Here is a 22819-nt window from a genome sequence, read left to right on the forward strand (position 1 = left end):
CGGCAGTTCATGCAACGGCTCATCGGGTACTCATCCCGCGGCGGCCTCCAGCGGCAGTCCGTAACCGCCGCCTCCGGGCGTGTGGATCTCCATCACATCGCCTTCGCTGACCTCCACCCGGGCACAGCCGGCCAGCTCGGTGACGGTGCCGTCGACCCGTTCGAGCAGGTTGCGCCCGCGCGCACCGTCCTCGCCTCCGGCGACGCCGAACGGGGCGATCCGCCGACAGCTCGACAGCAGGTTCGCCGTCATCGGCTCGCCGAAGCGCAGGCGTCGCACGACGCCGTCGCCCCCGTTGTTCGCGCCACGACCGCCCGAGCCTCGGCGCACCTCGAAGCGCTCCAGCAGCACCGGATGGCGCTGCTCGAGGATCTCGGGATCGGTGAGGCGGGTGTTGGTCATGTGCGTGTGCACCGCATCGGCGCCGGGGCGGCGCGCCGTGGCGCCCGCTCCCCCGCAGATCGTCTCGTAGTACTGGTGAGCGTCGTTGCCCCAGATGAAGTTGTTCATCGTGCCCTGCGATGCCGCAATCACCCCCAACGCGCCGAACAGCGCATCGGTGATCTGCTGGGAGGTCTCGACGTTGCCGGCAATGACCGCGGCGGGCGGGCGCGGCGACAGCATCGAGGGATCGGGCACCACCAGCTCCAGCGGGCGCAGGCAGCCCGCATTGAGCGGGATGGCGTCGTCGACCATGCAGCGGAACACGTACAGCACCGCCGAGCGGCACACCGCCACCGGGGCATTGAAGTTGCCCGGATGCTGCCCGCTGGTGCCGGTGAAGTCGACGACGGCACTGCGCCCCGCGGCATCCACTGTGATGCGGACGCAGATGACGCTGCCGTCGTCGAGCTCCATCCGGTAGCTGCCCCGAAAATTGTCATTGTCGAGCGCATCGATGACCCGCCGCACCATCTCCTCGGCGTTGTCGGCGACGTGGCCCATGTAAGCGTGCACGACCTCCAGGCCGTAGTACTCGACGATGCGGGCCAACTCGACGGCACCCCGCTCGCACGCAGCCACCTGGGCACGCAGGTCGGCAACGTTCTGGTCGGGATTGCGGGCCGGCCACGGACCGCTGGCGAGCACCCCGCGCACCTTGTCCTCCAGGAAGCGGCCCCCGGCGACGATCTGCAGGTTGTCGAGCACCAGCCCTTCCTGGTCGATGGTGGTCGAGTCGGCCGGGGCCGAACCGGGCACGCTGCCGCCGATGTCCGCGTGGTGGCCGCGGGAGGCGACGTAGAAGATCCGCTCACTGCCCGAAGCGTCGAACACCGGGCGCACGACCGTCACGTCCGGCAGGTGGGTGCCGCCGTTGTAGGGGTTGTTGAGCACGAACACGTCGCCGGGCGACATCTCGGGGTTCTGTTCGATGACGGTCCGGATGGACTCGCTCATCGAGCCGAGATGCACCGGCAGGTGCGGCGCGTTGGCGACGAGCTCGCCAGCGAGATCGAACAGCGCGCAGCTGAAGTCACGCCGCTCCTTGATGTTCACCGACACAGCCGTGTGCTCGAGCACCACGCCCATCTGCTCGGCGATGTTCATGAACAGGTTGTTGAAGATCTCGAGCTGCACCGGATCGACGCTGGTGCCGATCGCCAAGCGTGACGGCCGTGTCGTCACCCGCTCGAGCACGAGGTCGCCGCGGTCGGTGACGGTGCCCTGCCAGCCAGGCTCGATCATGGTGGTGGCGTTCGGCTCCACCACCACCGCCGGGCCGGCCATGACAGCACCCGGCGCCAGCGCCGTCCGATCCCAGAACGGCGTGTCGTACGGAGCACAGGTGTGCGGGGACCCGCCGTCGCGCGACGCTCCGTCATCCGCGGCAGAGGCATCTGCACTCATGTAGGTGGTGTGCGTGGCGAGCAGCGGGTCACGGTCGTCAGCCGCCGGTGTCGCCGGAGGCGGATCGACCGCGTGTCCGCGCGCCTCAATGTGCAGCGCGTCGACCACGAGCACTGTCGCGGAGTTCGCCGTTGCGCGCGAACTCCATCGAATGCCCCCGTCAGTTTCAGCAGCCATTTCTTCCCGCTCGTGTTCCCCGTCTCGATTCACTTCGGACTCACGGGCCGCTTGGGCCCTAGGCGGACTGAAGCCGAATCTCGTCCGGTGCGCATTCGCGAAGTCGCGTGCAACTTCGTCGGCTGTGCTTGCCAACGGCACTTCCAGTGTCGTGTCCGAGCCCCGGTAGCGGACGGCGAGACGCCCGGTCACCTCGATCCGGCCGGTCGGCACACCCGCTGCGGCGACGGCCTCGATGGCCGCCGGTCTGGCGGCCGCCAAGCGTTCGCCGAGGTCAGCGATCAGCGCTTCGTCCAGCGGCGCCTCGACGGGTTCCGAGCGCAGGTCGGTGACATCTGCCAGCCCGATGCCGAGCGCCGAGAGCACTCCGGCGTGAGGGTGGATGAGGATGGCGGTGATACCCAGCCGGTCCGCCACCCGGCAGGCGTGCTGACCGCCGGCACCGCCGAAGCACACCAGCGTGTAGGCGGTGATGTCGTGGCCCCGCTCGGTGCTGATCTTGCGGATCGCATTGGCCATGTTCTCCGCCGCGATCTCGCCGTACCCGAACGCCACTTCCGCAGTGCTGCGCCGGACGCCAGTGGATTCCGCGATCTGGTCCGCCAACGAGGCGATGCCGCTGACAGACGCCGCAACATCGAGCGGCTGCGTGCCATCGGCGCCGAACACCGCAGGGAAGCACTCGGGCCGGATGACGCCGAGCACGGCGTTGGCGTCGGTGAGCGCGAGCGGGCCGCCGTTGCCGTAACAGGCCGGGCCGGGGTTCGCACCGGCCGATTCGGGCCCGACCCGCAGGCGGCTGCCGTCGAAGGTGAGCAGCGAGCCGCCGCCGGCCGCGACCGTGTGCATGTCGATGATGGGTGTGCGAACCCGGATGCCTGCGACCTCGGTCTCATTGGCTCGCTCGAACTCGCCGGCGAAGTGTGAGACATCGGTCGACGTTCCGCCCATGTCGAAGCCGATGACGCGCTCGAAGCCGGCTGCCTGCGCGATCCGCGCCATGCCCACCACGCCGCCGGCGGGCCCTGACAGCAAGGCGTCGCGCCCGGTGAAGCGCCGGGCATCGGCCAAGCCGCCGTTGGACTGCATGAACTGCAGCTGCGGGCCCTCAGCAGACGCTGTCGTGCCATCGCTTTGCGCAGCGTCGCCGCTGCCGATTCTCGATGCCACGGCGTCGACTGTGCCGATTCTCGATGCCACGGCGTCGACTGTGCCGATTCTCGATGCCACGGCGTCGACTGTGCCGATTCTCGATGCCACGGCGTCGACGTAGCTGCGCAGGATCGGGGACAGGTAGGCGTCGGCCACGGTGGTGTCGCCGCGGGGAACGATCTTGACCAGGGGGTCCACCTCATGGCTGACCGAGACCTGCTCAAAACCAAGCTCTCGGGCCGCAGCGGCAAGCGCGGCTTCGTGGGACGGGTGCCGGTAGCCGTGCACCAGCACGATGGCGACCGCCTGCATCCCCCGCTCGCGTGCCGCGGCCATGCCGGCGGTCGCCGAGTCCAGGTCCAGCGGGCAGAGCACGGTGCCGTCGGCGGCAACGCGCTCGTCGACCTCGAGCACCTCCGCGTAGAGCATCTCGGGCAACACGATGTCGAGCTTGAACAGGTGCGGGCGGGTCTGGTACCCGATGCGCAGGACGTCGCCGAAGCCGGCCGTCGTGACGAACAGGGTCGGCACGCCGCGACGCTGCAGCAGCGCGTTGGTGGCCACCGTGGTGCCCATCTTCACCGACCTGATGCGCTCGGGCGGCAGCGGCTCGTCGCGGGGGACGTCGAGCAGGTCGGCAATCGCGGTCGTGGCAGCGTCGTCGTAGCGGCGCGGATCCTCGCTCAGCAGCTTGTGCGTCACGAGGCTGCCGTCGGGCCGGCGAGCCACCACGTCGGTGAAGGTGCCGCCGCGATCCACCCAGAAGTCCCAGCCGCCCTGCGCTTCCCGCTCTTGTTCCCCGTCTCGATTCAATTCGGGCTCACGGGCCGCTCGGGCCACGGCTTCGCCTGCCGGCTCAGCCTCTGGCGACACGCTCATGGCAGGACCCTATGGGCCGTCGACAACGCGGTCCGTCTCACGGCCTGTTCTCAGTCAGGAACGACGGCCGTAGCGATGATCTCCACCATCGCATCGGGCTCGACCAAACCGGTCGTCCCCAGCAGCGCCATCGCCGGGAAGTGCCGGTCGAGATGCTTGCGATGGGCAGCCCCGACGCCGCGGAGGTCGGCCCGGTAGGCCTGAACATCGGTCGCATACACGACCAGCGACACGATGTCGTGCGCCTCACCGCCGGCGTACGCCAGCGCCTCGACGACGTTGCCGAGCGCCACGTCGTACTGCTCGGCGAAGGTGTCGCCGACGACGGCCCCGGTCGGGTCCGCAGCGATCTGCCCTGCGAGGTAGACGGTCCGCCCGTCGGCCGGCACGACGGCGTGCGCGAAGCCGGGGGACGGCGACATGGAGGCGGGGCTGATCAGCCGGTGCGGCGTGGTCACGTCATCGTCCTTCTGTGCTTGCGAGCCTGCGCTTCATCGTCCAGTCCAGTTCGGCGCCTCCGAAGCGCCGAACGCACGGTGGAACTCTGCGTGATCGTCGGTGCGCATGAGCAGCGCCTGGGTCATGGCTTCCAGCTCGATGGCGGCGGGCAGGCTCATGTCCGTTGACGGCGGCGATGATCGGGATCGGGCACTCGCGCATGTTCTGAATCACCGCACCGGTCATGTGGGTGAATTCGAGCAGCTGCTTCGGGTCGAACTTCACGAGCTCGCCGATGATCTCGTCGACGTCCCCGCCCGAGCAGAAGCCCCGGCCCTCGCCGGTGATGACGATGGCGTCGATGTCGCCGCGCAGCGGCGCCTCCCGGAACAGGTCCCGCAAGTCGGCGTAGATGTCGAACGTGAGCGCGTTGAGCTTGTCGGGCCGCTGGAAGGTGATGGTGGCCACCCGGTCGTCGACGCTGAAGTCGAAGTGCTTCCAATCGTCGGTGAAGCGGGCGGATGCACGGAATGTCATGACGGGCCTCCGTCCAGCACGATCTCCTGCCCGCTGAGGTCGCCGGCCAGCAGCTCCATCACCGCGTCGACCACCTCGGCGATCTCGATGATCCGGCCGTGCGGCGTGGCCTTGGCCAATGCGGCCTCGGCATCAGCGAGGTTCTTGCCGGTCCGTTCGGCGATGTTGGCGATCGTGGCCACGGTCATCTCTGTGCGGACAAAGGTGGGGCACACCGAGTTGACGGTGACCCCGGTGCCGGCCACTTCGGCCGCCACGACCCGCATAAGGCCCATCACCGCATGCTTGGAGGCGGCGTAGGCGGCGATGTAGGGGGCGCCCTCGACGCCGGCAATGGACGCAACGGTCACGATCCTGCCGGCGTTGCGTTTGAGCATCTGGTCGATAACCGCTTGAGTGCACAGGAACGCCCCGGTGGCATTGACCGCCATGTTGCGGTTCCACTCCTCGAGCGTCGTGCGACCCAGCCGGTTCGAGCCTGACACCCCCGCGTTGTTCACGAGGACGTCCACCGATCCGATGGCCACGAAGGTCGCGGCCACCTGGGAGGGATCCGTGACGTCGCAGATACGAGCCTCGACACCGTCCGGCGGTGCTGGGGGTTCAGAGGTCGCCAGCGCGATGACATGGTGACCTTCAGCGGCAAGCTCAGCGCTGATGGCCCCGCCGATCCCGCGGGTCCCCCCGGTGACCACGGCTGTGTTCATTGCGCCGCCTCGGGGGCACACCCGTCGACCGTGCCGGCCTCTTAGCCCAGATCCACCGGTTCGGTTGGGCTGGTGGGGTTTGCGTCCACCAGAAAGGCCTCCTGGGGTGGCATTTTGCCGGTTGTGAGATCGCGGCGTGATGCCATGACGGGAGGCGCTTTCTGTGAGCGATGATACGCGGTTGTTGGACCGGGTCGTGGCAGTGTTCGACGAGGGCTCGTTGGTGGGGGACGCTGGTCTGCTGGCGGTGGGCACGCTGGCGGGCCGGCTGGGCTTGGAGGGCTTGATCGACGAGACTGTGCGTCCGCCGGCGGCGGGCCGCGGGTCGGGAGCGAAGGTGCTCACGGCGGTGTGCTCGATGCTGGTGGGCGGGTCGTTCTTTTCTGACGCGGATCGGCTGCGGGCCGGCTCGGCTGGGGCGGTGGTTGGGTTCGCGCCGGTGGCGCCGTCCACGCTGGGGACGTTCGCGAGGTCGTTCTCGTGGGGTCATGTGCGTCAGCTGGACCGCGCCCAGGAGCTGGCTTTGGGCCGCGCGTGGGACGCAGGCGCCGCCCCGGCGGCGGAACGGGTCACGGTCGATGTCGATTCCACGGTCGCGGTGGTGCACAGCGACGCGAAGGGCGGCGCTGCATACGGGCACGGTGGGCGGCTGGGATATCACCCGCTGGTGGCTTCACGCGACGACACCGGCGAGATCGTGCACAGCCGGATGCGCAAGGGCTCCTCCCAGCGGGGCCATGTCCGCTTCTTCGCCGAGACCGTCAACCGGGTGCGCCGTCTCGCCCCGGACGCGGAGCTGACGGTTCGCGCGGACGCGGGGTTCTTGTCGTGGGGCCTGGTCGACAAGCTCGACGCGCTCGACGCCAGGTTCGTGATCGCTGTCGCCTCCAACCCCGCCGTCGGCAGGGCCGTCGCGGCCGTCGACGATGCGGACTGGACCCCGATCGGCTACACCGACGACGGCGAGGCCCAAGTCGCCGAAACGACGCTCACCAGCGCACGGCGGCCCAACCGCAAGCCCGAGCGCACGGTGCGGCTGGTGGTGCGCCGCACCCGCCTGGTCGGCGACCAGGCCGACCTGTTCCCCAACTGGCGCCACCACACATTCGTCACCGACATCAGCGAAGCCGAACTCGACACCAAAGCAGCCGACGCCGCCTGCCGATCCCACGCACGCGTCGAGCTCGCCACCGGGGACCTCAAAGCCGGCGGCCTCGCCCACAGCCCCTCAGCCAGCTTCACCGCCAACGCCGCCTGGCTCGCCTGCGCCGCCTTGGCCCACAACATCGCACGCTGGACAGCACGCATCGGCCAAGTCCACGACCCCCGAAAGCTCACCGTCGGGGCCACCATCGCACGCCGCCTGCTCACCATGCCCGGCCGGCTCGTCAACCGCAGCGGCCGACCCACCCTGCGGCTCCCGGCCCGACGGCCCTGGGCCGACACGTTCACCACAGCACTGCGACACATCCGCAACCTGCCCCAGCGCTGCTGAACAAACCCCAGCGCCACGCCACGCCGCGCAGCACACCCCCCGGGCGCAGCACACAAACCACCCCCCAAGCCGCCGCCGACCACCCACGCGTCCGCCCAGCCCTCACCCCGCCCCGACCCCAAACCGCACCACCGACATCCCACCCGACCCCACACCGCACACCCCACCGGTGGATCTGGGCTAAGTCTGCCGGGACACGGCGTGGATCTCGCCGATGACATCACCCAGCCAGGCGTGCCGGATCGACCTCGCAGACGGCGGGCGACGCAGCCAGCCGTAATAGCCCGACACCGACACACCCAACAGGCAGCACGCCCGCTCGATGGGAAGCCCTTCCGCGGCCATCACCTTGATGGCAGCGAACTTCCTGAGCCTTCGTCCTTTTGTGGGATTCGGGCTGCTGGGTTCGGCGGGGTCAGGTTAGTAGCAGGCCGCGGGCTTCGAAGTTCGTGTAGTTGGTGAAGCCGTGGGCTTTGCGGCGCAGGATCTGCAGCAGGTTGTTGGTTCCTTCGATGGGTCCGTTGCTGGGCCGGCCGGCTTGGTGCCAGTCGAGGATCTGGGGGTGCCACGCCAAGAAGGTGTCGACTGTGTCGCTGAACTCGGGGATCAGCCCGGTGCCGTAGATGTCCGCGAACCGGTCGAGCGCTTCGAGGGCGCCCTTTCGGTCCTTGGCGAGATAGAGGCCGTGCAGCTCGCCGAGCGCGTCCCACGCGGCTTTGAGCCGCGGGTGGGCGGCGAACAGCTCCTCGAGCCGTTGGCGTTCGGCGGCGTCGAGCTTGTCGGGCCGTCTCATGAGCAAGAACCTGGCCCGGAACACGTCGCGGTCGAACACAGGCTTGGAGCCTTCGGGGCGGCGCTGCACGTCTCGGCGCACCGCGGTCAGCCCGGCGGCGAACCATCGGATCACATGGAACCGGTCCAGCACGTGGCGGGCGTGGCCGAGCCGCGCCTCGATGGCGGCCTTGTATGCCTTGGAACCGTCGGACACCACGACTTTGACGCCTTTGCACCATTTGTGGCCCTGAGCAGCCAGAAACCCCGACAGGGCTTGGCTGTTGCGATGCGGCACCATGGCGAGCACCTCGCCGGTGTCGCCGTTCACGAGCACCGTCACATAGCGGTGCCGCTTGCGGATCGAGGTCTCGTCCACCAACAGAACACGGCACCGTCGGCGGCGTCGATGACCGGCGACCAGCCCCGCATAGGCGACCACCAAAGCATTGACCAGCTTCCAGCCCACCTGATGGCGCTTGGCTGCCGCGTTGACCGTCATCGCGCGTGCGTCCTGGACCACCCGCCGCGCCAGACGCGCCGTGACGCTGCCCTCGAACGCCGGATGGTCCTCCATGAACCGCCGCCCGCACGGCTCGCACACCATCCGCCGCCGATCCCACACCAACGTGGTCGGCCGGCCCGACACCTCCAAGTCGCGGATCTCGCGGTCCCGGCGGTCATGGACCCTCCCGCTCGGCGTCCCACAACCCGGGCACTCGGGGCGACGCACCGCCGAGCGCACCCGCACCACCAGCTCCAAAGGCGCGTCGACCGCGACCTCCAGCACCTCAATACGCGGCAGCCACAGCCGCACCGACATAACATCACGCTTCATCGAGGCCCCCTGGGGTTCGGCGTCTCTCAAACACCGATCCCAGCAGGGCCTCGACCCCTACAAGCGGACCCTCAACCGCCCCTCATCCCACAAAAAGGCGAAGGACCAACTTCCTTTTGGGTCGACGTCCCCCTTCAGCAGCTCAGTCGCCCGGGAATGGATCGCCAGCTCGGTCTCGAGCTCGCGAACCCGCCTGGGCAACGCCGCAAGCTCGGCGTGCTCAGCAGTCGTCAGACCGGGCTCGATGCCGGCGTCGATGCGCGCCTGGCGGCGCCAGGTGTAGATCGACTGATCGCTGATCCCCAGCTCAGCCGCGACCTGCGCAACCGGCCGACCGGCCTCGACCAGATCGATCACACGCCGCCGGAACTCAGCCGGATATCCCCTCGGTGCCATGAAGCCTCCTCAAAGCTCATGACAGCAGAGTCCAGCATCCAGCCCGCGCGAAACGCAGGGTGCACCATTCTGGGTCAGTCCAAGAGGCCGGTGGCTTGGCCGCCATCTGTAGCGCGAGGGTACGTGTAGCAATGCTCACGACAGTGGGAGGCATGTGCTAGAACACCCGACCTATGACACGACTGCGTTCAAGAAACATGTCGGCGCGCCGGCTTCGGCGAATCATCGTTGGAAGTAGCAGGTATCCGATGATTCGAGCGCGGGCAGCCAAACGCCGATTGCGAGCAGTCTTGCTCGTAGGCGTACTCGCGATCACGTCGCTACTGCCAGCGGTGTCCGCAGGTGCGACGCCGGTGATACCGGCGCCAGAGCAACCGACCACCGGGCCTCTCGCCGACCTGCTCGAGAATGACACGTCGGCCCTGGGGACTGGTCGATACATGAATCCGACATTGCCTGCAGCCGAGGCACTAGCCGACATCAACCAACGCTGCGAACTTGTCACTTGCTACATCCTTGCGGTGCAGGATGGCGAGTCAGTGCTAGATGCCTTGGTTAGACTCGCTGCCGCAGACCGCGGAGCAATTTCAGGAGCCGAGTCGCTGCTTCGGGACTTAATCGCAGAGCCAGATGAGTTCTTTCGGAGCACAACCGGTGAAAGCCGAGCGGTTCTGATGTCCGATGCCGAAAACGCTCTGCAGGCAGTTGAGGCAGAGAGTTTGGTCCCTGGCTCGGGATTATCTCATCGAGGTCTTGACCCTAATCAACAATCAGATCCTCTGTCCGGCCCCATCGGCAGTACGGGGCAGATTCCGGGCCCCACACTGCCGTGGACGGTCATGGTTGACGAGCCTTATCGATGGCATGCACGTACCCAAATAACCATCGGCTTCGTGTCTTATTTTGGTAGCTACGTGATTGGCACGATCAATACTACATACAAGATGGATTTGAACGGCAGGGAAACAAGATTCAGGCAACAGTTCACAACTGCGTCAAATGTCGGCAGATTCAAGGTCACCGAGAATCACAGCCGGTGCAGGATCGATCGTTCGTGGAATTGGGATTACGACTGCCGAGCTCATCCCCGCCCGACACAATATCTTGGCCAATGGCGAAGCAGCCTCAATCAGCCGTCCTCCGGCTTCTTGAGCGTTTACGATGGCTCGTACGAGCGCAAGTTCTTCGAATTCGAACACAGTGTCGCTTATCGTTGGATTAGTCTGAACAATGCTACATCGCCAACTATGGAGATCAATACAGGCCAGAGTCCTCGCTTCAACTGTGACACTGATACGACTCAAGTGTGCATGTTTGAGTAGTTTGGCCCTAGTCGCCTCGAAGTGCGCCCCATGTCCGCCCTCGTGGGCGTTATTCTTGTAGCATGCGGAATGGTGTCTTCTGGTTGTTTGATGAGTGCATTTGAGAAGCGCGTTGATGCTGCACTTGATGATGTGTTGCCTGCGCTTGAGCGTTTGTGTGGCGTTGCTCTCGTCAGCGATCAGCTGCCGACAGTTGCAGAGAGTTCTCTCATTGATTTTGGCGATATCTTCCAAGAAGAAGACCGACGACGAGAGTATCTATTGTACAATGCCATGGGCGGCGTGGTTTCCGATTACGATAGCTATGCATCTGAAATCACCCGTCGCAGTGTTGGCCACCTAGGCTTCTACGACGACCGTTCCCACAGCATCTGGGTGCGGTCCGACATTGATGATGGCCGTTTTCATGAAGTCATAGCACACGAGTTGACGCACGCATGGGTTAAGGTGCAACAGCCCCTTTGGCGATTGGAGCGACCTCGTCGATTGTCTGACAGTCCTGATGCACACTTGGCTCGCTTGGGCATCGAAGAAGGCTTCGCCATGGAGTGCGTGAGCCGCTATCGCAAGGATCGATGGGACCGAGTTTATCGGGACGTAGAAAAGGACTGGTTTGTCGCCGTTGGAGAACCCCAAGATACGACGGTCATGGTTGACCCGCGGACATTCGACTTCATTGATCGTGCGAGCGGGTGGATTCCATCGCTCGCCGACGGGTTCAGGGAGCAGTATCTTCGCGACGTCGTCGATTTTGGCACCGTTGTTAACGATCCTTCGTTCAGTCAGATTCAAACAGCACATCTGCTCAGCATTAGCGAGGTGCCAAGAGATACTCAGTTTGGCGCGCTACTACTGCGCGAAGCGCTCACACTGCATGGTGTTCCTTGGCCTAACGCAGAGGCAGTCGCGCGCTCCGTTGGGCATGACGAGTTTGAGATCACGGAAGCACAATCGGGACGCCTGTGTTCAGTCTTGCGACTCGTCTTCGAAAATGGACAGTCTTTTCCCGCAAGATGGCTTTCACCTCGGGACGCAATGTCAAAATGGGCTGCATCTGCTAGCAAGCAGGTGGAATTCGAAGGCGATGATCAGGTACTCGTGTCCGAGTGCATTTCCTTTAGTTGAGCATTGGCTGGATGTCTTGATCCCTCTGCGGAACGGCAGCGACCGTGTCACGGGCTGTCTTTGTTCCAATTGGCCGCTCGATAACACCACAGCCGGTTACACAGCAAGTCCGAGTGTCACTGTTGGGTTTGCCGGGGCTCTCTGCCAGGGGGTTACGGTCCGGTCCTGCGCTCGGCGATGACTCCACAAAATTTTGAGCCTTCGTCCTTTTGTGGGATTCGGGCTGCTGGGTTCGGCGGGGTCAGGTTAGTAGCAGGCCGCGGGCTTCGAAGTTCGTGTAGTTGGTGAAGCCGTGGGCTTTGCGGCGCAGGATCTGCAGCAGGTTGTTGGTTCCTTCGATGGGTCCGTTGCTGGGCCGGCCGGCTTGGTGCCAGTCGAGGATCTGGGGGTGCCACGCCAAGAAGGTGTCGACTGTGTCGCTGAACTCGGGGATCAGCCCGGTGCCGTAGATGTCCGCGAACCGGTCGAGCGCTTCGAGGGCGCCCTTTCGGTCCTTGGCGAGATAGAGGCCGTGCAGCTCGCCGAGCGCGTCCCACGCGGCTTTGAGCCGCGGGTGGGCGGCGAACAGCTCCTCGAGCCGTTGGCGTTCGGCGGCGTCGAGCTTGTCGGGCCGTCTCATGAGCAAGAACCTGGCCCGGAACACGTCGCGGTCGAACACAGGCTTGGAGCCTTCGGGGCGGCGCTGCACGTCTCGGCGCACCGCGGTCAGCCCGGCGGCGAACCATCGGATCACATGGAACCGGTCCAGCACGTGGCGGGCGTGGCCGAGCCGCGCCTCGATGGCGGCCTTGTATGCCTTGGAACCGTCGGACACCACGACTTTGACGCCTTTGCACCATTTGTGGCCCTGAGCAGCCAGAAACCCCGACAGGGCTTGGCTGTTGCGATGCGGCACCATGGCGAGCACCTCGCCGGTGTCGCCGTTCACGAGCACCGTCACATAGCGGTGCCGCTTGCGGATCGAGGTCTCGTCCACCAACAGAACACGGCACCGTCGGCGGCGTCGATGACCGGCGACCAGCCCCGCATAGGCGACCACCAAAGCATTGACCAGCTTCCAGCCCACCTGATGGCGCTTGGCTGCCGCGTTGACCGTCATCGCGCGTGCGTCCTGGACCACCCGCCGCGCCAGACGCGCCGTGACGCTGCCCTCGAACGCCGGATGGTCCTCCATGAACCGCCGCCCGCACGGCTCGCACACCATCCGCCGCCGATCCCACACCAACGTGGTCGGCCGGCCCGACACCTCCAAGTCGCGGATCTCGCGGTCCCGGCGGTCATGGACCCTCCCGCTCGGCGTCCCACAACCCGGGCACTCGGGGCGACGCACCGCCGAGCGCACCCGCACCACCAGCTCCAAAGGCGCGTCGACCGCGACCTCCAGCACCTCAATACGCGGCAGCCACAGCCGCACCGACATAACATCACGCTTCATCGAGGCCCCCTGGGGTTCGGCGTCTCTCAAACACCGATCCCAGCAGGGCCTCGACCCCTACAAGCGGACCCTCAACCGCCCCTCATCCCACAAAAAGGCGAAGGACCAAAATTTTGGCTTCGTGCCTGTTGTCCGACGTGTCGCGTCGAGTGTGGGGCCGGCAGGAGCGCTCCTGTCTTGAAGGGAGCCTGATCGTCTCGACTCGGATGTGACGAAGCGCCCCTGCCGTTCCCGGACCCACCGGAGCATTACTTCCAGCAGGAGCACAGCATGACATCGCCAGTCGGGGGAATCGACCCCCACCAGGACACCTTCACCGTGGGGGTCGTCGACCGCCACGGCGTGGAGATCACCCACGAGGCGTTCGCGAACACCGCCGCCGGCTACGGCGAAGCGATCGACCTGCTCGACGCGCACGGCGTCGAACGCGTCGGCGTGGAGGGCTCGGCGAAGTGGGGCGCGCATGTCGCGATCGCGCTCGCAGCAGCCGGGTTCGACGCCCGAGAGGTGCCCGCTTCGCGGTCGGCGGCGCAGCGCCGTTCGCGGCGGCTGGACAAGACCGACGCCGTCGACGCGGTCTCGTCCGCTCGGGCGCTGTTGGCCGAGCCGACGCTGGGCCCCGTTCAGGCCCTGGAGGCCTACGACCCGCTCGTCGCGAAGATCGAGGCAGTGCTCGAGCATCGCAGAACCCTTGTGGCTGCTCGCACTTTGATGCTGCACCACGTCGCGGACCAGATCGCCAAGCTCCCCGCAGAGATCCGTGACCAGCTCACCGCCGACGGCAAGATCGAGGGCCGGCTGCGCCGCCTCGAGCACATCGACCCCGACATCGACACCACCCCCGCCGGCGCGTACCGGCTCGGCTGGCTCCAAGCATTCATCGACCACGACCGCGCCGCGCGGCGCGAAGTCCGACGCCTCGAACGCCTCATCGACGAGCTGCTCGACCAGCACGGCACCACCCTGCGAGACGAACCGGGCGTCGGCCCGATCGCCGCAGCCACCCTGGTGTGCGAGGTCGGCGACCCGGCCCGGTTCGACCGCGAATCGAAGTTCGCCCGCTGGTGCGGCACCGGCGCCGTCGCCCTCTCATCAGGCGAAGGCAACAAAGACCCCGTCAAGCACCGGCTCGACTTCAGAGGCAACCGGCGCATCAACTCAGTGCTCCACATCGCGTCAGTCACCCAACAGCGCACCCAGCCCGACGCCGCCGCCTACCTCGCCCGCAAGACCGCCGAGGGCAAGACCCGACGCGAAGCCCGCCGAGCCCACAAACGACAACTCGCCAACCGAGTCATCCGCCGCATGTGGCGCGACGAAAAACACCGCCAACAACACCCCCCGCTCGCCGCCTGACAACAACACTTGACAAGGGAGCGTCGGACAGTCCCGCATCGCTGAGCACCTCGATACGGGCACGCTCAGCCAAACACAGCCTCCCTGCCATACTGGCACCTCCACTGGTGGTTGTGGCTTCGACAACCCGGCCATCATGACCGAACCGTCGCAACCACCGGTGGAGTCCGCCGAGCATCAACCTCCGTCAGTTTCAGACCTGGGGAACGGTCCGTAGAGCGAGTAAGATCACGGGTCGCTGAGTCGGTTGTGGAATTCGACGACCGACCATTAGCAATCTCGGCTCGCATGGGGAACATCGGGGGAATCGGCAGCGTCGCAGGCCGCTGACCTGTGGCTACTGAATCCCCCTCCCTCCGCATCTTGGTTTCGGCAGGTCGGTGTGTCCAGGTCGGTGTGTCTGTGTGGTGGGGGTGGGGAGTTTGGGTGTGCTGTAGTGTGCTGTGTTGGTGTCGGCGTGTTGGTGTCGGCGTTGATGGTTCGGTTTGAGGGGAGGCGCGTGGTGAGGGATTCGGCTGGGTTCGGGTCGGTGTCGGGCGGCGGGTTCGGTGTGGGCGCGCGGCGGGGTGCGGTGTTGTCTGACCCCCCCCCCCCCCGTGGTTGGTCGTGGTGTGATGCGTTGGGCGGCGTTGTCGGTGGTGGTGTTGTTGGCGTCGGCGGCGGTGCCTGTGGGGGCCGGGGAGTCTTCGCCGCGGCTGGGCGGGGTGTCGGTCTCGAGTGACGCTGCGGGGGAGTTGAGGGTTTCGTGGGACGCGCCTGAGCGGGAGGCGTTTGAGTATCGGGTCCGGTGGGCGCGTGAGGATCTGGGGTATCTGTCGTATTGGCAGCCGAATGAGGCGGGTCGGGGCAACGAGTGGCCGGCCGGGGACGCGACGTCGGTGACGTTGCGCGGTCTCGATGAGGGCGCTGTGTACAAGGTGACGCTGCGGGCGCGGTTCCATGACGCCGGGGGCGGGGTGTCGGCGTCGCCGTGGACGCCTGAGGCGTCGGCGGCGGTGCTGTCGTCGTCGGCTGCTGGGTCCGAGCGCGTTGAGGCGCCTGTTGCTGCGCAGCAGCGCCAGGCCGGGCAAGAACCTCACAGCGCCGAAGAGTCCCAGCGCGAAGCCGGGTCCGCCGACCAGCAGGCAGACCACCGGCAGGCAGAGCCGCGCTCCGACACGCCCGCGGACGCTGACAGCACGCCCGCGGCGCCCTCGCTGACGGGCATCGCGCTCAGCCCTGAGGGTCACGTGCTGCTGCTGTGGCAAGCCCCCGGCGGCGGCACAGCCGGCGGCTACCGCGTCCTGCGCGGCGCCGACCCGGCGTCGCTGCAAGCCGTCGCGGAGGTCACCGGCTCGACCGCGACCAGCTACACCGACGCCGCGGCGCCCGCCGGCGCCACGCTGCACTACGCCGTCCAGGCCCGCAACGCCGCAGGCCTCAGCGAACCCTCCGACACCCTCAGCATCACCACACCGGGCGCACCGCAGACAGAGACCGAAGACCAGCAGCCCGAACAACAAGAACCCGAGACAGCCGAGTCGCACGGAGCAACCAGTCCGACCATGTACCTGTCGAACCTCAGCCAGCCAAGTGTTGGGGGTTTTTTCGGTGTCATCAGAGACCGATACGCGCAGAGCTTCAGGACCGGGTCCGATCCTGACGGGTATGCTCTGAGCGGTCTCGAATTCGTGCTTCGCCGCGCTTCGGGCACGCTGGACACGAGTGCCGAGATCAGAACCGGGACCCAGCCCACGACGCTTGTCCACACCCTGACCCAGAACGGAACCATCGGCGACGCGTTCGCCCCTGTCAGGTACGACGCCCCGACGGACGCTCGGCTCGACCCCGACACCGACTACTGGGCCGTGGTGCGTCGTTCCGCAAGCAGCACCGGAGACGGCCTTGTCGCTGTGACAGCGCAAAGCGACTCGGATTCCGCATCGCCGGGCTGGAGTCTCCAGCAGGGGATGTTATACAGTGGTGGTAGGTGGAGGTCCTCGACAAATCGCCTTTTGTTGCGGGTGCTGGGCGGGCAGGAGTCGTCTCCGTATGTGGAGCCTGATGACGGGGATTTTCCTGGGGATGATCGGCGTTATGGGGACGTGACGGGTTTGGTTTCTTTGGGTCAGACCAGTTATGGGCATTTGTCGGGCAGCGATGTCGGCTGCCGCGGTCTGCCGCGGCGTGATGATCGGCGGGTCTGTTACGGGGCTGCTGGTGATCTGTGGCGGCTGGACGTGCCGGCGGGCGGCTATTACCGGGTGGAGGCGGTGTTCGGGGACAGTCCGGGGGTGGACACCGGCGGGATGGTGTCGGTCAGGTTCTTGAGGCCCGGTGATGGTGATCTGTCGGGGCTGGGCTCCGCGGTGGACCACAACCGCGAGGACGGTCGTTCCGTTGTTCACGTCAAGACCGACTGGCGGCGGCATTACGTCAACGTGGACGCCAAGGACGTCAACCCCGACAATCCCCGCACGAGCGCTGACGATCATCTGTCGGTGGAGTACGAGGGCGACTACACGATCACGGTGACCGACATCACGGGCGTGGCGGAGGTCACCGACAACGTGTACCACGACCGTCCCGGCGACGACTATTCCTCTCACAGTCTGCTGAGCACCGAGGAACTGGCCGAGGACGTCGACTTCGCTCAGCAGTTCACGACGGGCTCGCACTCGGGGGGCTACCGGCTGGACCGGGTGGAGGCGCAGTTCCATCTCGTCTCGCCCTCCACCGCAGCGGCGCCGGCGATCGCGATACACGCCGACTCCTCCGACGCGCCGTCCGCGACGAAGACGTGCGACCTGCAGAGGCCCGTGGCGATCCGCGAGCACACCAGGGTGAGCGGCGGCGCGGTGACGCGTCCCAGCCAGACCGACGGCCCGCTGCCCAAGAGCCATACGTTCCTGGCGGCGGCGGGCTGCAACCTCGCCGCGGACACCAAGTACCACCTCGTCTTCAGCGACCTGCCAGCGAACTCGTTCCGGCTGGAGCTGAACTCGAAGGCCGCCCAGGACGACCCCACCGCAGAGGGCTGGAGCATCGGCGACGGGCTCAGCATACGCGGCAGCAGCGCCACCGACTGGCGCAGCCAAAGCAACCGCAACGTCAAGATCAAACTGTGGGCAGCACCCCGATAACCGACAACCAAGACAGACGGCTTTTCGAGACCGCCGTATTCACCGCCTTATTCGTCCGCTCGGGCAACCCTCCGCGGCGCGCCCTGTGGACGCGGCCCGAACCGGCCGCCTGACCCTCCGGTCGTCCTGATCGCAAATTCGGTCGCCGACTCCGCGGATTCGTGACAGCCTTCCCGCCGTGAGCCGCGCGCTCGACAGCTTCGGGAACAACGCGGCCGGGTCCGACGGCGGCGCTGCGCAGCCTGACGGCACCTGGTCGGTGGCTGAGCTTGCCGCGGCCATCGGCAGGACGATCCAGCAGGCCTTCAGCAGCGAGATCTGGGTGCGCGGCGAGATCATCGGCTGCTCGGTGGCGGCGAGCGGCCACATCTACTTCAGCCTCATCGAGCCCGGCCGCGGCAACGACCGCCGGGGGGCTCGCATGCGGGTCGCGTTGTTCAAGGGGCGGCAGCGGTTCGTGAACCGCGACCTGGCGGCTGCAGGCGGGCTGACGCTCGACGACGGCATCGAGGTGCGGATCCGGGCAGAGGTGGAGTACTACGCCGCCAGCGGGCAGGTGCAGCTCATCATGAGTGGCGTCGACCCGCACTTCACACTGGGAGTGCTGGCAGCGGACCGCGAGCGCACACTGGCCGAACTGGCGGCGTCGGGACTGCTGCGTCGCAATGCAGCGGTGCCCCTGTCTGCGGTGCCGCTGCGCGTCGGGCTGGTCACGGCGGCCGGCAGCGCAGCGCATGCCGATTTCGTCCACGAACTGGAAGCCAGCGGCTATGCGTTCGAGGTGCTGCTGTGCGACGCCCGGGTGCAGGGCGCCACAGCGGAGGCCGATCTCGTCGCCGCGCTGCGGACGCTCGGCGGCATTGATGTGGACGCGATCGCCTTGGTGCGAGGAGGCGGAGACCGCGCCGACCTGCTGGCCTTCGACCTCGCCGGCGTGGCGAAGGCCATCGCGCTGTGCCCGGTGCCGGTGTTCTGCGGCGTCGGCCATGAGATCGACATCTCGGTGGCCGACCAGGTTGCCCACACGGCTGCCAAGACGCCGACCGCGTGCGCAGCAGTGCTGGTCGCCCATGTCGCCGCGTTCGAAGCGCGCTTGGCCCAAGCACGGCTGGGTCTCGAACGGGCGGCTCTCCGCGAAACGGCCTCAGCGGCCTCACGTCTGGCTGCGGCGCGAGGCGGCCTCGGTCTGGCTGCCCAGCGTCGGCTCAGCGAGCCGCGCGTCCGCCTGCAGAGCGCCCGCCTGCGGCTCGCGCACCAGGTCCAGAGCTGCATCATCCGGGCTCGGGGTCAGCTGCGCTCGGCGATCGCCGTCATGGAGGCGGTCAAGCCGGAGCGGACGTTGGCGCGCGGGTTCTCGATCACGCGGACAGCCGACGGGCGCATCGTGAGCGAGATGCCCGCTGCCGGGGACACGATCACCACCCAGACGCACCACGCCGCATTCGCCAGCACGGTGCTGAACGGCACGACGCGCGGCCAAGCCGCACCCGACGACGAAGGGACGGACGCCGATGGCTGACAATGCCGGAGTTGCCGCCGCTGCCGACGATCCGGAGTTCGGGGGCTACACCGAGTCGATGATCGAGATCGAATCGATCTTGGACAGTCTCGAGAGCGGCGATGTCGATATCGACACGTTGGCATCGAAAGTCGAACGGGCATCGGCCCTGATCGCGCATTGCGAGGGCCGCCTGCGCGCCACTGAGTTGTCGTTGCAGAACATCTTGGCCGAGCACGGCGGCGACGCCTTCGGAGGGGAGTCCTGAGCGTGGGGTCGGCTCAGCGTGGGGCTGGTCCTGCGGGCGCGTGTGGACCGAGGGAGTTGGTGGGCGCTCCCCCGGTCCACTGCGCTTCCGGGTCGGTGGAAAACCCGGAGCGCACGCTGGTGCTGCTGCTGATTCAGTGTTGCTGCTGATTCAGCCAGTTCAGGATAATCGCAGCAGCGCGATAAAACTACTGGGAAACATATGGGCTCATCGTCAGATTGTCAAGATGCAAGCGGTCAGAACCCACGAAGCTCCAAGACTCTTCCCCTTGATGCGTGGCCTCATGGTGCGTGGCCTCATGGTGCGTGGCCGTCGCCGCTGAGCGCGGACGATGTCGCCGTCGGCGCTGTTCGACGCACCGAGCCGCGGATCGCAGGCGGCTGGGCCTACTGGGTCGAAGAACGACCGCTGGAACGCGGACGCGGCGTCGTGGTACGCGTGCCGCTCGACGAACCGGAGACTCCCCCCGCGGATGTGCCCCACACCGCCTCGGCTGACATCCGAACCTCGGTGCACGAGTACGGCGGTGGTGCTTGGCTCCCGCTCATTGCGCCCGACGGTGCCCACTGGGTGCTCGGTGCCTGCATGGAGGATCAGCGGATACGGCTTTTCCATGCCGCTGGCGGCAGCAAACCGCTCCCGGTGACACCCGAGCCGACGCTGCCGCGAGGATTGCGGTATGCCGATCCGGCGTTGGTCCCGGTGAGGCGCGACGGTGCCGCAGACGAGAGCTTCGATCCGGTCACGGTGTGGGTACGCGAGTCCCACGGCTCGGACAGTCACGAGCCTCGCAATGAACTGGTGACCGTCCGGCTCGACGGGACCGTCGACGTCGTGGCGACCGGTGCCGACTTCTACTCGTCGCCCCGGCCGTCGCCCGACGGCAACATGCTCGCCTATCTGAGCTGGGACTGCCCCAACATGCCGTGGGACCACGTTCGCCTGCACTTGGTCGACTTGGATGACGGCAAGTCTGTGGCAGGATCCGATCGGGTGGTCGTCGACGGTCCATCTGTCACGCAACCCAGCTGGAGTCCCGACGGGGAGCTTCACATTGTGACCGATGTCGACGGATGGTGGTCCATCCACCGCGTCGACGTCGGCTCGGGCGGCACCGAGCCGGTACTGCGGGGTGTTGCCGGACTCGGCGTTGAGGACCGCGAATTCGGCGTGCCGGCGTGGGTGTTCGCCCAAGCTACTTACTGCTGGGACGGGACCGGTGCGCTGTGGTGCACCTGGATGTCCAGCGGTGAGGGCCACATCGGCATCATCCGCTGCGGCCGGCTCGAACCGATCCCCTGCGAGTTCACTGACTTCGGTCGGCTGGCGGTGAGTCCGCAGGGCACGGCAGTCACGGTGGCCGCCGGATGGACCCGACGGGCCGCGGTCGTCGAGATCGCCGCCGACGGCACCCATCGCCAGCTCAGTGCCAGTGAGTCCGCTGTGCTGGATCCCGCTGACATCTCGGTACCGCGGCCATTCACGTTCGACAGCGAAGGAGGTCGTCGAGCCCACGCCTTCTTCTTCCCGCCTGCCAATGCCGCCATCGAGGAGCAGCTTGGTGAGCTTCCGCCGCTCATCGTGCTCAGCCACGGCGGGCCAACTGGGTCGGCCCGCAGTTCGCTCGACCTCGGCATCCAGTACTGGACGAGCCGGGGCGTCGCCGTGGTGGACGTGAATTACGGCGGCAGCACCGGCTATGGCACTGAGTACCGCAACCTGCTGCGCGGTCAGTGGGGCATCGTCGACACGCAGGATTGCATCGCCGCGGCGCTCCACCTGGCCCAAGAGGGCGCGGCGGATCCGGAGCGTCTGGTCATCAAGGGCGGATCGGCAGGCGGCTTCACCACGCTGTGCGCGCTGGTCGGCAGCGATGTCTTCGCCGCCGGCGTCTCCCGCTACGGCGTCGCGGATCTTGAGGCCCTCGCTCGCGACACCCACAAGTTCGAGGCCCGCTACCTCGACGGGCTCATCGGACCTTGGCCGCAGGAGGCTGAGACGTACCGGGAGCGCTCCCCGATCTGGCGGGCCGGCCAGCTGCGCACGCCCATGATTGTGCTGCAGGGCACCGAGGACCGGGTCGTGCCGCAGAATCAGTCCGAGCAGCTGGTCGAGGCCCTGGCCGGCGCGGGTGTGCTCCATGCCTACGTGCTGTTCGAGGGTGAGGGGCATGGCTTTCGGCGCGGCCCCAACATCGTGGCCGCCCTCGAAGCCGAGCTGTCCTTCCTCGGTCAGGTCCTAGGCTTCGACCCCGCTGGCGACATCGCCCGGGTCGAGGTGCGAACCGGCGCCCGCTAGCCGCGCCAATAGGTTCGTGCTGTGTATCGCTTCGCTCGGAGGCCGATCTGGTTGGTCGGCCATGCACTGGCGGGCGGATTGCTGGCCGTTTTCCTGGTAGCAGGCTTCTGGCAGCTCAGCCGCCACGGCGAGGTGCGCGACCGAAATGCCGCTGCCGCCGAGCGGATGAGCATGCGCCCGCTTGACGCCGACCGGTTCCTCAAAGCCGTGACCGACGCGGGGCTGACCGATTCGTTGGAATACCGGATGGTGACGTTGCCGGTCGAGCGTCTCGACTGGGAGGACAGCGTGCTGATCCGCAACCGCAGCTTCGACGGCCAGGCCGGGTGCCATCTCGCTGTGCCTGTCGCGATTGCGTCGAGCGACAGCGCCGAACCGCGAGGCGCGCTGGTGGTTGCCGGCTGGCTGCACCAAGCGATGTGTGACGACCAGCCGGATGCTCGCTCACGCCCGTACCGAACCGAGCTCGACGGCGCTGGTCACCTTGAGGGCCGCGTTCGCCGGAGCCAGCAACGCGGCCTGCTGGGACCCGCCGATCCAGCCGAGGGACGGCTTGCCTCGCTGGCCCGGACGGACGTCGAGCGCATCGACCAGCAGACCGCGCTCAGTCTGGTGCCCGTGTACGTCGAGCTGACGGGCGCGGCGACCGCAGACGGCTCGGCCGTTCTGGTTGGGGCCGACGCGACCAGTGACGCTGCAACGCTGCGGGTCTTGCCGCCGCCGGAGCTCGACGCGGGTCCGCATCTGGGCTACACGATCCAGTGGTTCAGCTTCGCCGTCATCGCCGCCGTCGGCTACACGCTTGTGCTGCGTCACCAGGCCCGCAAGGGCGAGTCTGAACAGATCGCCGACGACTGACCGCACGCGAGTGCGCTGTCGAACCGCTACGCGCTGCCAGCTTCCATCGCGGTTGTGTATTCGGGAACCAGTTCGGCTACGGCGCCTTCCAGCGCCGGACGCGGCGCCGTCGGCCGTTGCTCGGCTTCGCGGGCAGCATCCACAATTCGGGCGTGCAGCACCGAGCACGGATCGAATGCCGGCACCGGCACATGCTTGAGCGGATTGGTGTCGAAGTGGAGCTTCGAGGTTCTTGACTCCCGCCAAGCATCCTGAAGACACTCAGCGTTGAGCACACCCGTCGGGTACAACGGCGAACT

At 67.0% G+C, this 22819-nt stretch carries 17 protein-coding genes and 1 pseudogene; 9 read left to right on the forward strand and 9 right to left on the reverse strand.

Going from position 1 to position 22819, the window contains the following annotated elements; translation table 11 throughout:
* Positions 1 to 30 precede the first annotated feature (30 nt).
* The 4 genes and pseudogenes from ACOGXQ_RS09575 to ACOGXQ_RS09590 all read right to left on the reverse strand — a co-directional run bounded on the left by ACOGXQ_RS09575 (position 31) and on the right by ACOGXQ_RS09590 (position 5738).
* A complete protein-coding gene (locus ACOGXQ_RS09575; RefSeq protein WP_419947173.1) occupies positions 31 to 4056 on the reverse strand; it encodes a hydantoinase B/oxoprolinase family protein in 4026 nt (1341 codons plus the stop codon).
* 50 nt (positions 4057 to 4106) lie between these two features.
* Complete coding sequence (locus ACOGXQ_RS09580) at positions 4107 to 4514, reverse strand: RidA family protein (protein ID WP_419947174.1); 408 nt, start codon at positions 4512 to 4514, stop codon at positions 4107 to 4109.
* Between the two features lie 160 nt (positions 4515 to 4674).
* A pseudogene (locus ACOGXQ_RS09585) lies at positions 4675 to 5031 on the reverse strand (enoyl-CoA hydratase-related protein); the annotation flags it as partial.
* A complete protein-coding gene (locus tag ACOGXQ_RS09590) occupies positions 5028 to 5738 on the reverse strand; it encodes an SDR family NAD(P)-dependent oxidoreductase (protein ID WP_419947175.1) in 711 nt (236 codons plus the stop codon). The gene ACOGXQ_RS09590 and the pseudogene ACOGXQ_RS09585, both read right to left, overlap by 4 nt.
* Before the next feature lie 163 nt (positions 5739 to 5901).
* Here ACOGXQ_RS09590 and ACOGXQ_RS09595 point away from each other — a divergent pair, with 163 nt between their 5' ends.
* Entirely contained in the window at positions 5902 to 7233 is a 1332-nt protein-coding gene (locus ACOGXQ_RS09595) for an IS1380 family transposase (protein WP_419947176.1), read from the forward strand.
* Positions 7234 to 7413: 180 nt separating this feature from the next.
* On the opposite strand, the gene ACOGXQ_RS09600 is transcribed toward ACOGXQ_RS09595, so the two are convergent.
* The 3 genes from ACOGXQ_RS09600 to ACOGXQ_RS09610 all read right to left on the reverse strand — a co-directional run bounded on the left by ACOGXQ_RS09600 (position 7414) and on the right by ACOGXQ_RS09610 (position 9238).
* Positions 7414 to 7578 carry a hypothetical protein gene (locus tag ACOGXQ_RS09600; RefSeq protein ID WP_419947177.1) on the reverse strand — a complete coding sequence of 55 codons (165 nt, stop codon included), beginning with the start codon at positions 7576 to 7578 and terminating at the stop codon, positions 7414 to 7416.
* 70 nt (positions 7579 to 7648) lie between these two features.
* Positions 7649 to 8842: an ISL3 family transposase gene (locus ACOGXQ_RS09605; RefSeq protein ID WP_419943792.1), complete on the reverse strand. Its 1194-nt coding sequence runs from the start codon at positions 8840 to 8842 to the stop codon at positions 7649 to 7651.
* Positions 8843 to 8899: 57 nt separating this feature from the next.
* Positions 8900 to 9238 carry a transposase gene (locus ACOGXQ_RS09610; RefSeq protein ID WP_419947178.1) on the reverse strand — a complete coding sequence of 113 codons (339 nt, stop codon included), beginning with the start codon at positions 9236 to 9238 and terminating at the stop codon, positions 8900 to 8902.
* Between the two features lie 440 nt (positions 9239 to 9678).
* Here ACOGXQ_RS09610 and ACOGXQ_RS09615 point away from each other — a divergent pair, with 440 nt between their 5' ends.
* Positions 9679 to 10560, forward strand: a complete 882-nt coding sequence (locus tag ACOGXQ_RS09615; protein ID WP_419947179.1) for a hypothetical protein — start codon at positions 9679 to 9681, stop codon at positions 10558 to 10560.
* 30 nt (positions 10561 to 10590) lie between these two features.
* Positions 10591 to 11685 (forward strand): hypothetical protein, encoded by a 1095-nt coding sequence (locus tag ACOGXQ_RS09620; RefSeq protein ID WP_419947180.1) that lies wholly within the window; start codon positions 10591 to 10593, stop codon positions 11683 to 11685.
* A gap of 241 nt (positions 11686 to 11926) precedes the next feature.
* Here ACOGXQ_RS09620 and ACOGXQ_RS09625 read toward each other — a convergent pair whose 3' ends face one another.
* The gene (locus ACOGXQ_RS09625) at positions 11927 to 13120 is read right to left on the reverse strand and encodes an ISL3 family transposase (RefSeq protein WP_419943792.1); all 1194 of its coding nucleotides are present in this window, start codon (positions 13118 to 13120) and stop codon (positions 11927 to 11929) included.
* A 270-nt stretch (positions 13121 to 13390) separates the two neighbouring features.
* Here ACOGXQ_RS09625 and ACOGXQ_RS09630 point away from each other — a divergent pair, with 270 nt between their 5' ends.
* From ACOGXQ_RS09630 to ACOGXQ_RS09655, 6 genes are all read left to right on the forward strand, one after another.
* Positions 13391 to 14476, forward strand: a complete 1086-nt coding sequence (locus ACOGXQ_RS09630; protein WP_419943808.1) for a transposase — start codon at positions 13391 to 13393, stop codon at positions 14474 to 14476.
* Between the two features lie 614 nt (positions 14477 to 15090).
* Positions 15091 to 17598 carry a choice-of-anchor R domain-containing protein gene (locus ACOGXQ_RS09635; RefSeq protein WP_419947181.1) on the forward strand — a complete coding sequence of 836 codons (2508 nt, stop codon included), beginning with the start codon at positions 15091 to 15093 and terminating at the stop codon, positions 17596 to 17598.
* Between the two features lie 178 nt (positions 17599 to 17776).
* Positions 17777 to 19117 carry an exodeoxyribonuclease VII large subunit gene (xseA, locus tag ACOGXQ_RS09640; protein WP_419947182.1) on the forward strand — a complete coding sequence of 447 codons (1341 nt, stop codon included), beginning with the start codon at positions 17777 to 17779 and terminating at the stop codon, positions 19115 to 19117.
* Positions 19110 to 19364, forward strand: a complete 255-nt coding sequence (xseB, locus tag ACOGXQ_RS09645) for an exodeoxyribonuclease VII small subunit (RefSeq protein ID WP_419947183.1) — start codon at positions 19110 to 19112, stop codon at positions 19362 to 19364. The genes xseA and xseB overlap by 8 nt, the downstream gene beginning before the upstream one ends.
* A 429-nt stretch (positions 19365 to 19793) precedes the next feature.
* Positions 19794 to 21662 (forward strand): S9 family peptidase, encoded by a 1869-nt coding sequence (locus tag ACOGXQ_RS09650; protein WP_419947184.1) that lies wholly within the window; start codon positions 19794 to 19796, stop codon positions 21660 to 21662.
* A gap of 21 nt (positions 21663 to 21683) precedes the next feature.
* The gene (locus tag ACOGXQ_RS09655; RefSeq protein WP_419947185.1) at positions 21684 to 22520 is read left to right on the forward strand and encodes an SURF1 family protein; all 837 of its coding nucleotides are present in this window, start codon (positions 21684 to 21686) and stop codon (positions 22518 to 22520) included.
* A gap of 26 nt (positions 22521 to 22546) precedes the next feature.
* On the opposite strand, the gene ACOGXQ_RS09660 is transcribed toward ACOGXQ_RS09655, so the two are convergent.
* Positions 22547 to 22810 carry a hypothetical protein gene (locus ACOGXQ_RS09660; protein WP_419947186.1) on the reverse strand — a complete coding sequence of 88 codons (264 nt, stop codon included), beginning with the start codon at positions 22808 to 22810 and terminating at the stop codon, positions 22547 to 22549.
* Between the last annotated feature and the right edge of the window lie 9 nt (positions 22811 to 22819).

It is taken from the genome of Candidatus Poriferisodalis sp., assembly GCF_965208485.1.
In the GTDB taxonomy this organism is placed as follows: Bacteria; Actinomycetota; Acidimicrobiia; order Acidimicrobiales; family Poriferisodalaceae; genus Poriferisodalis.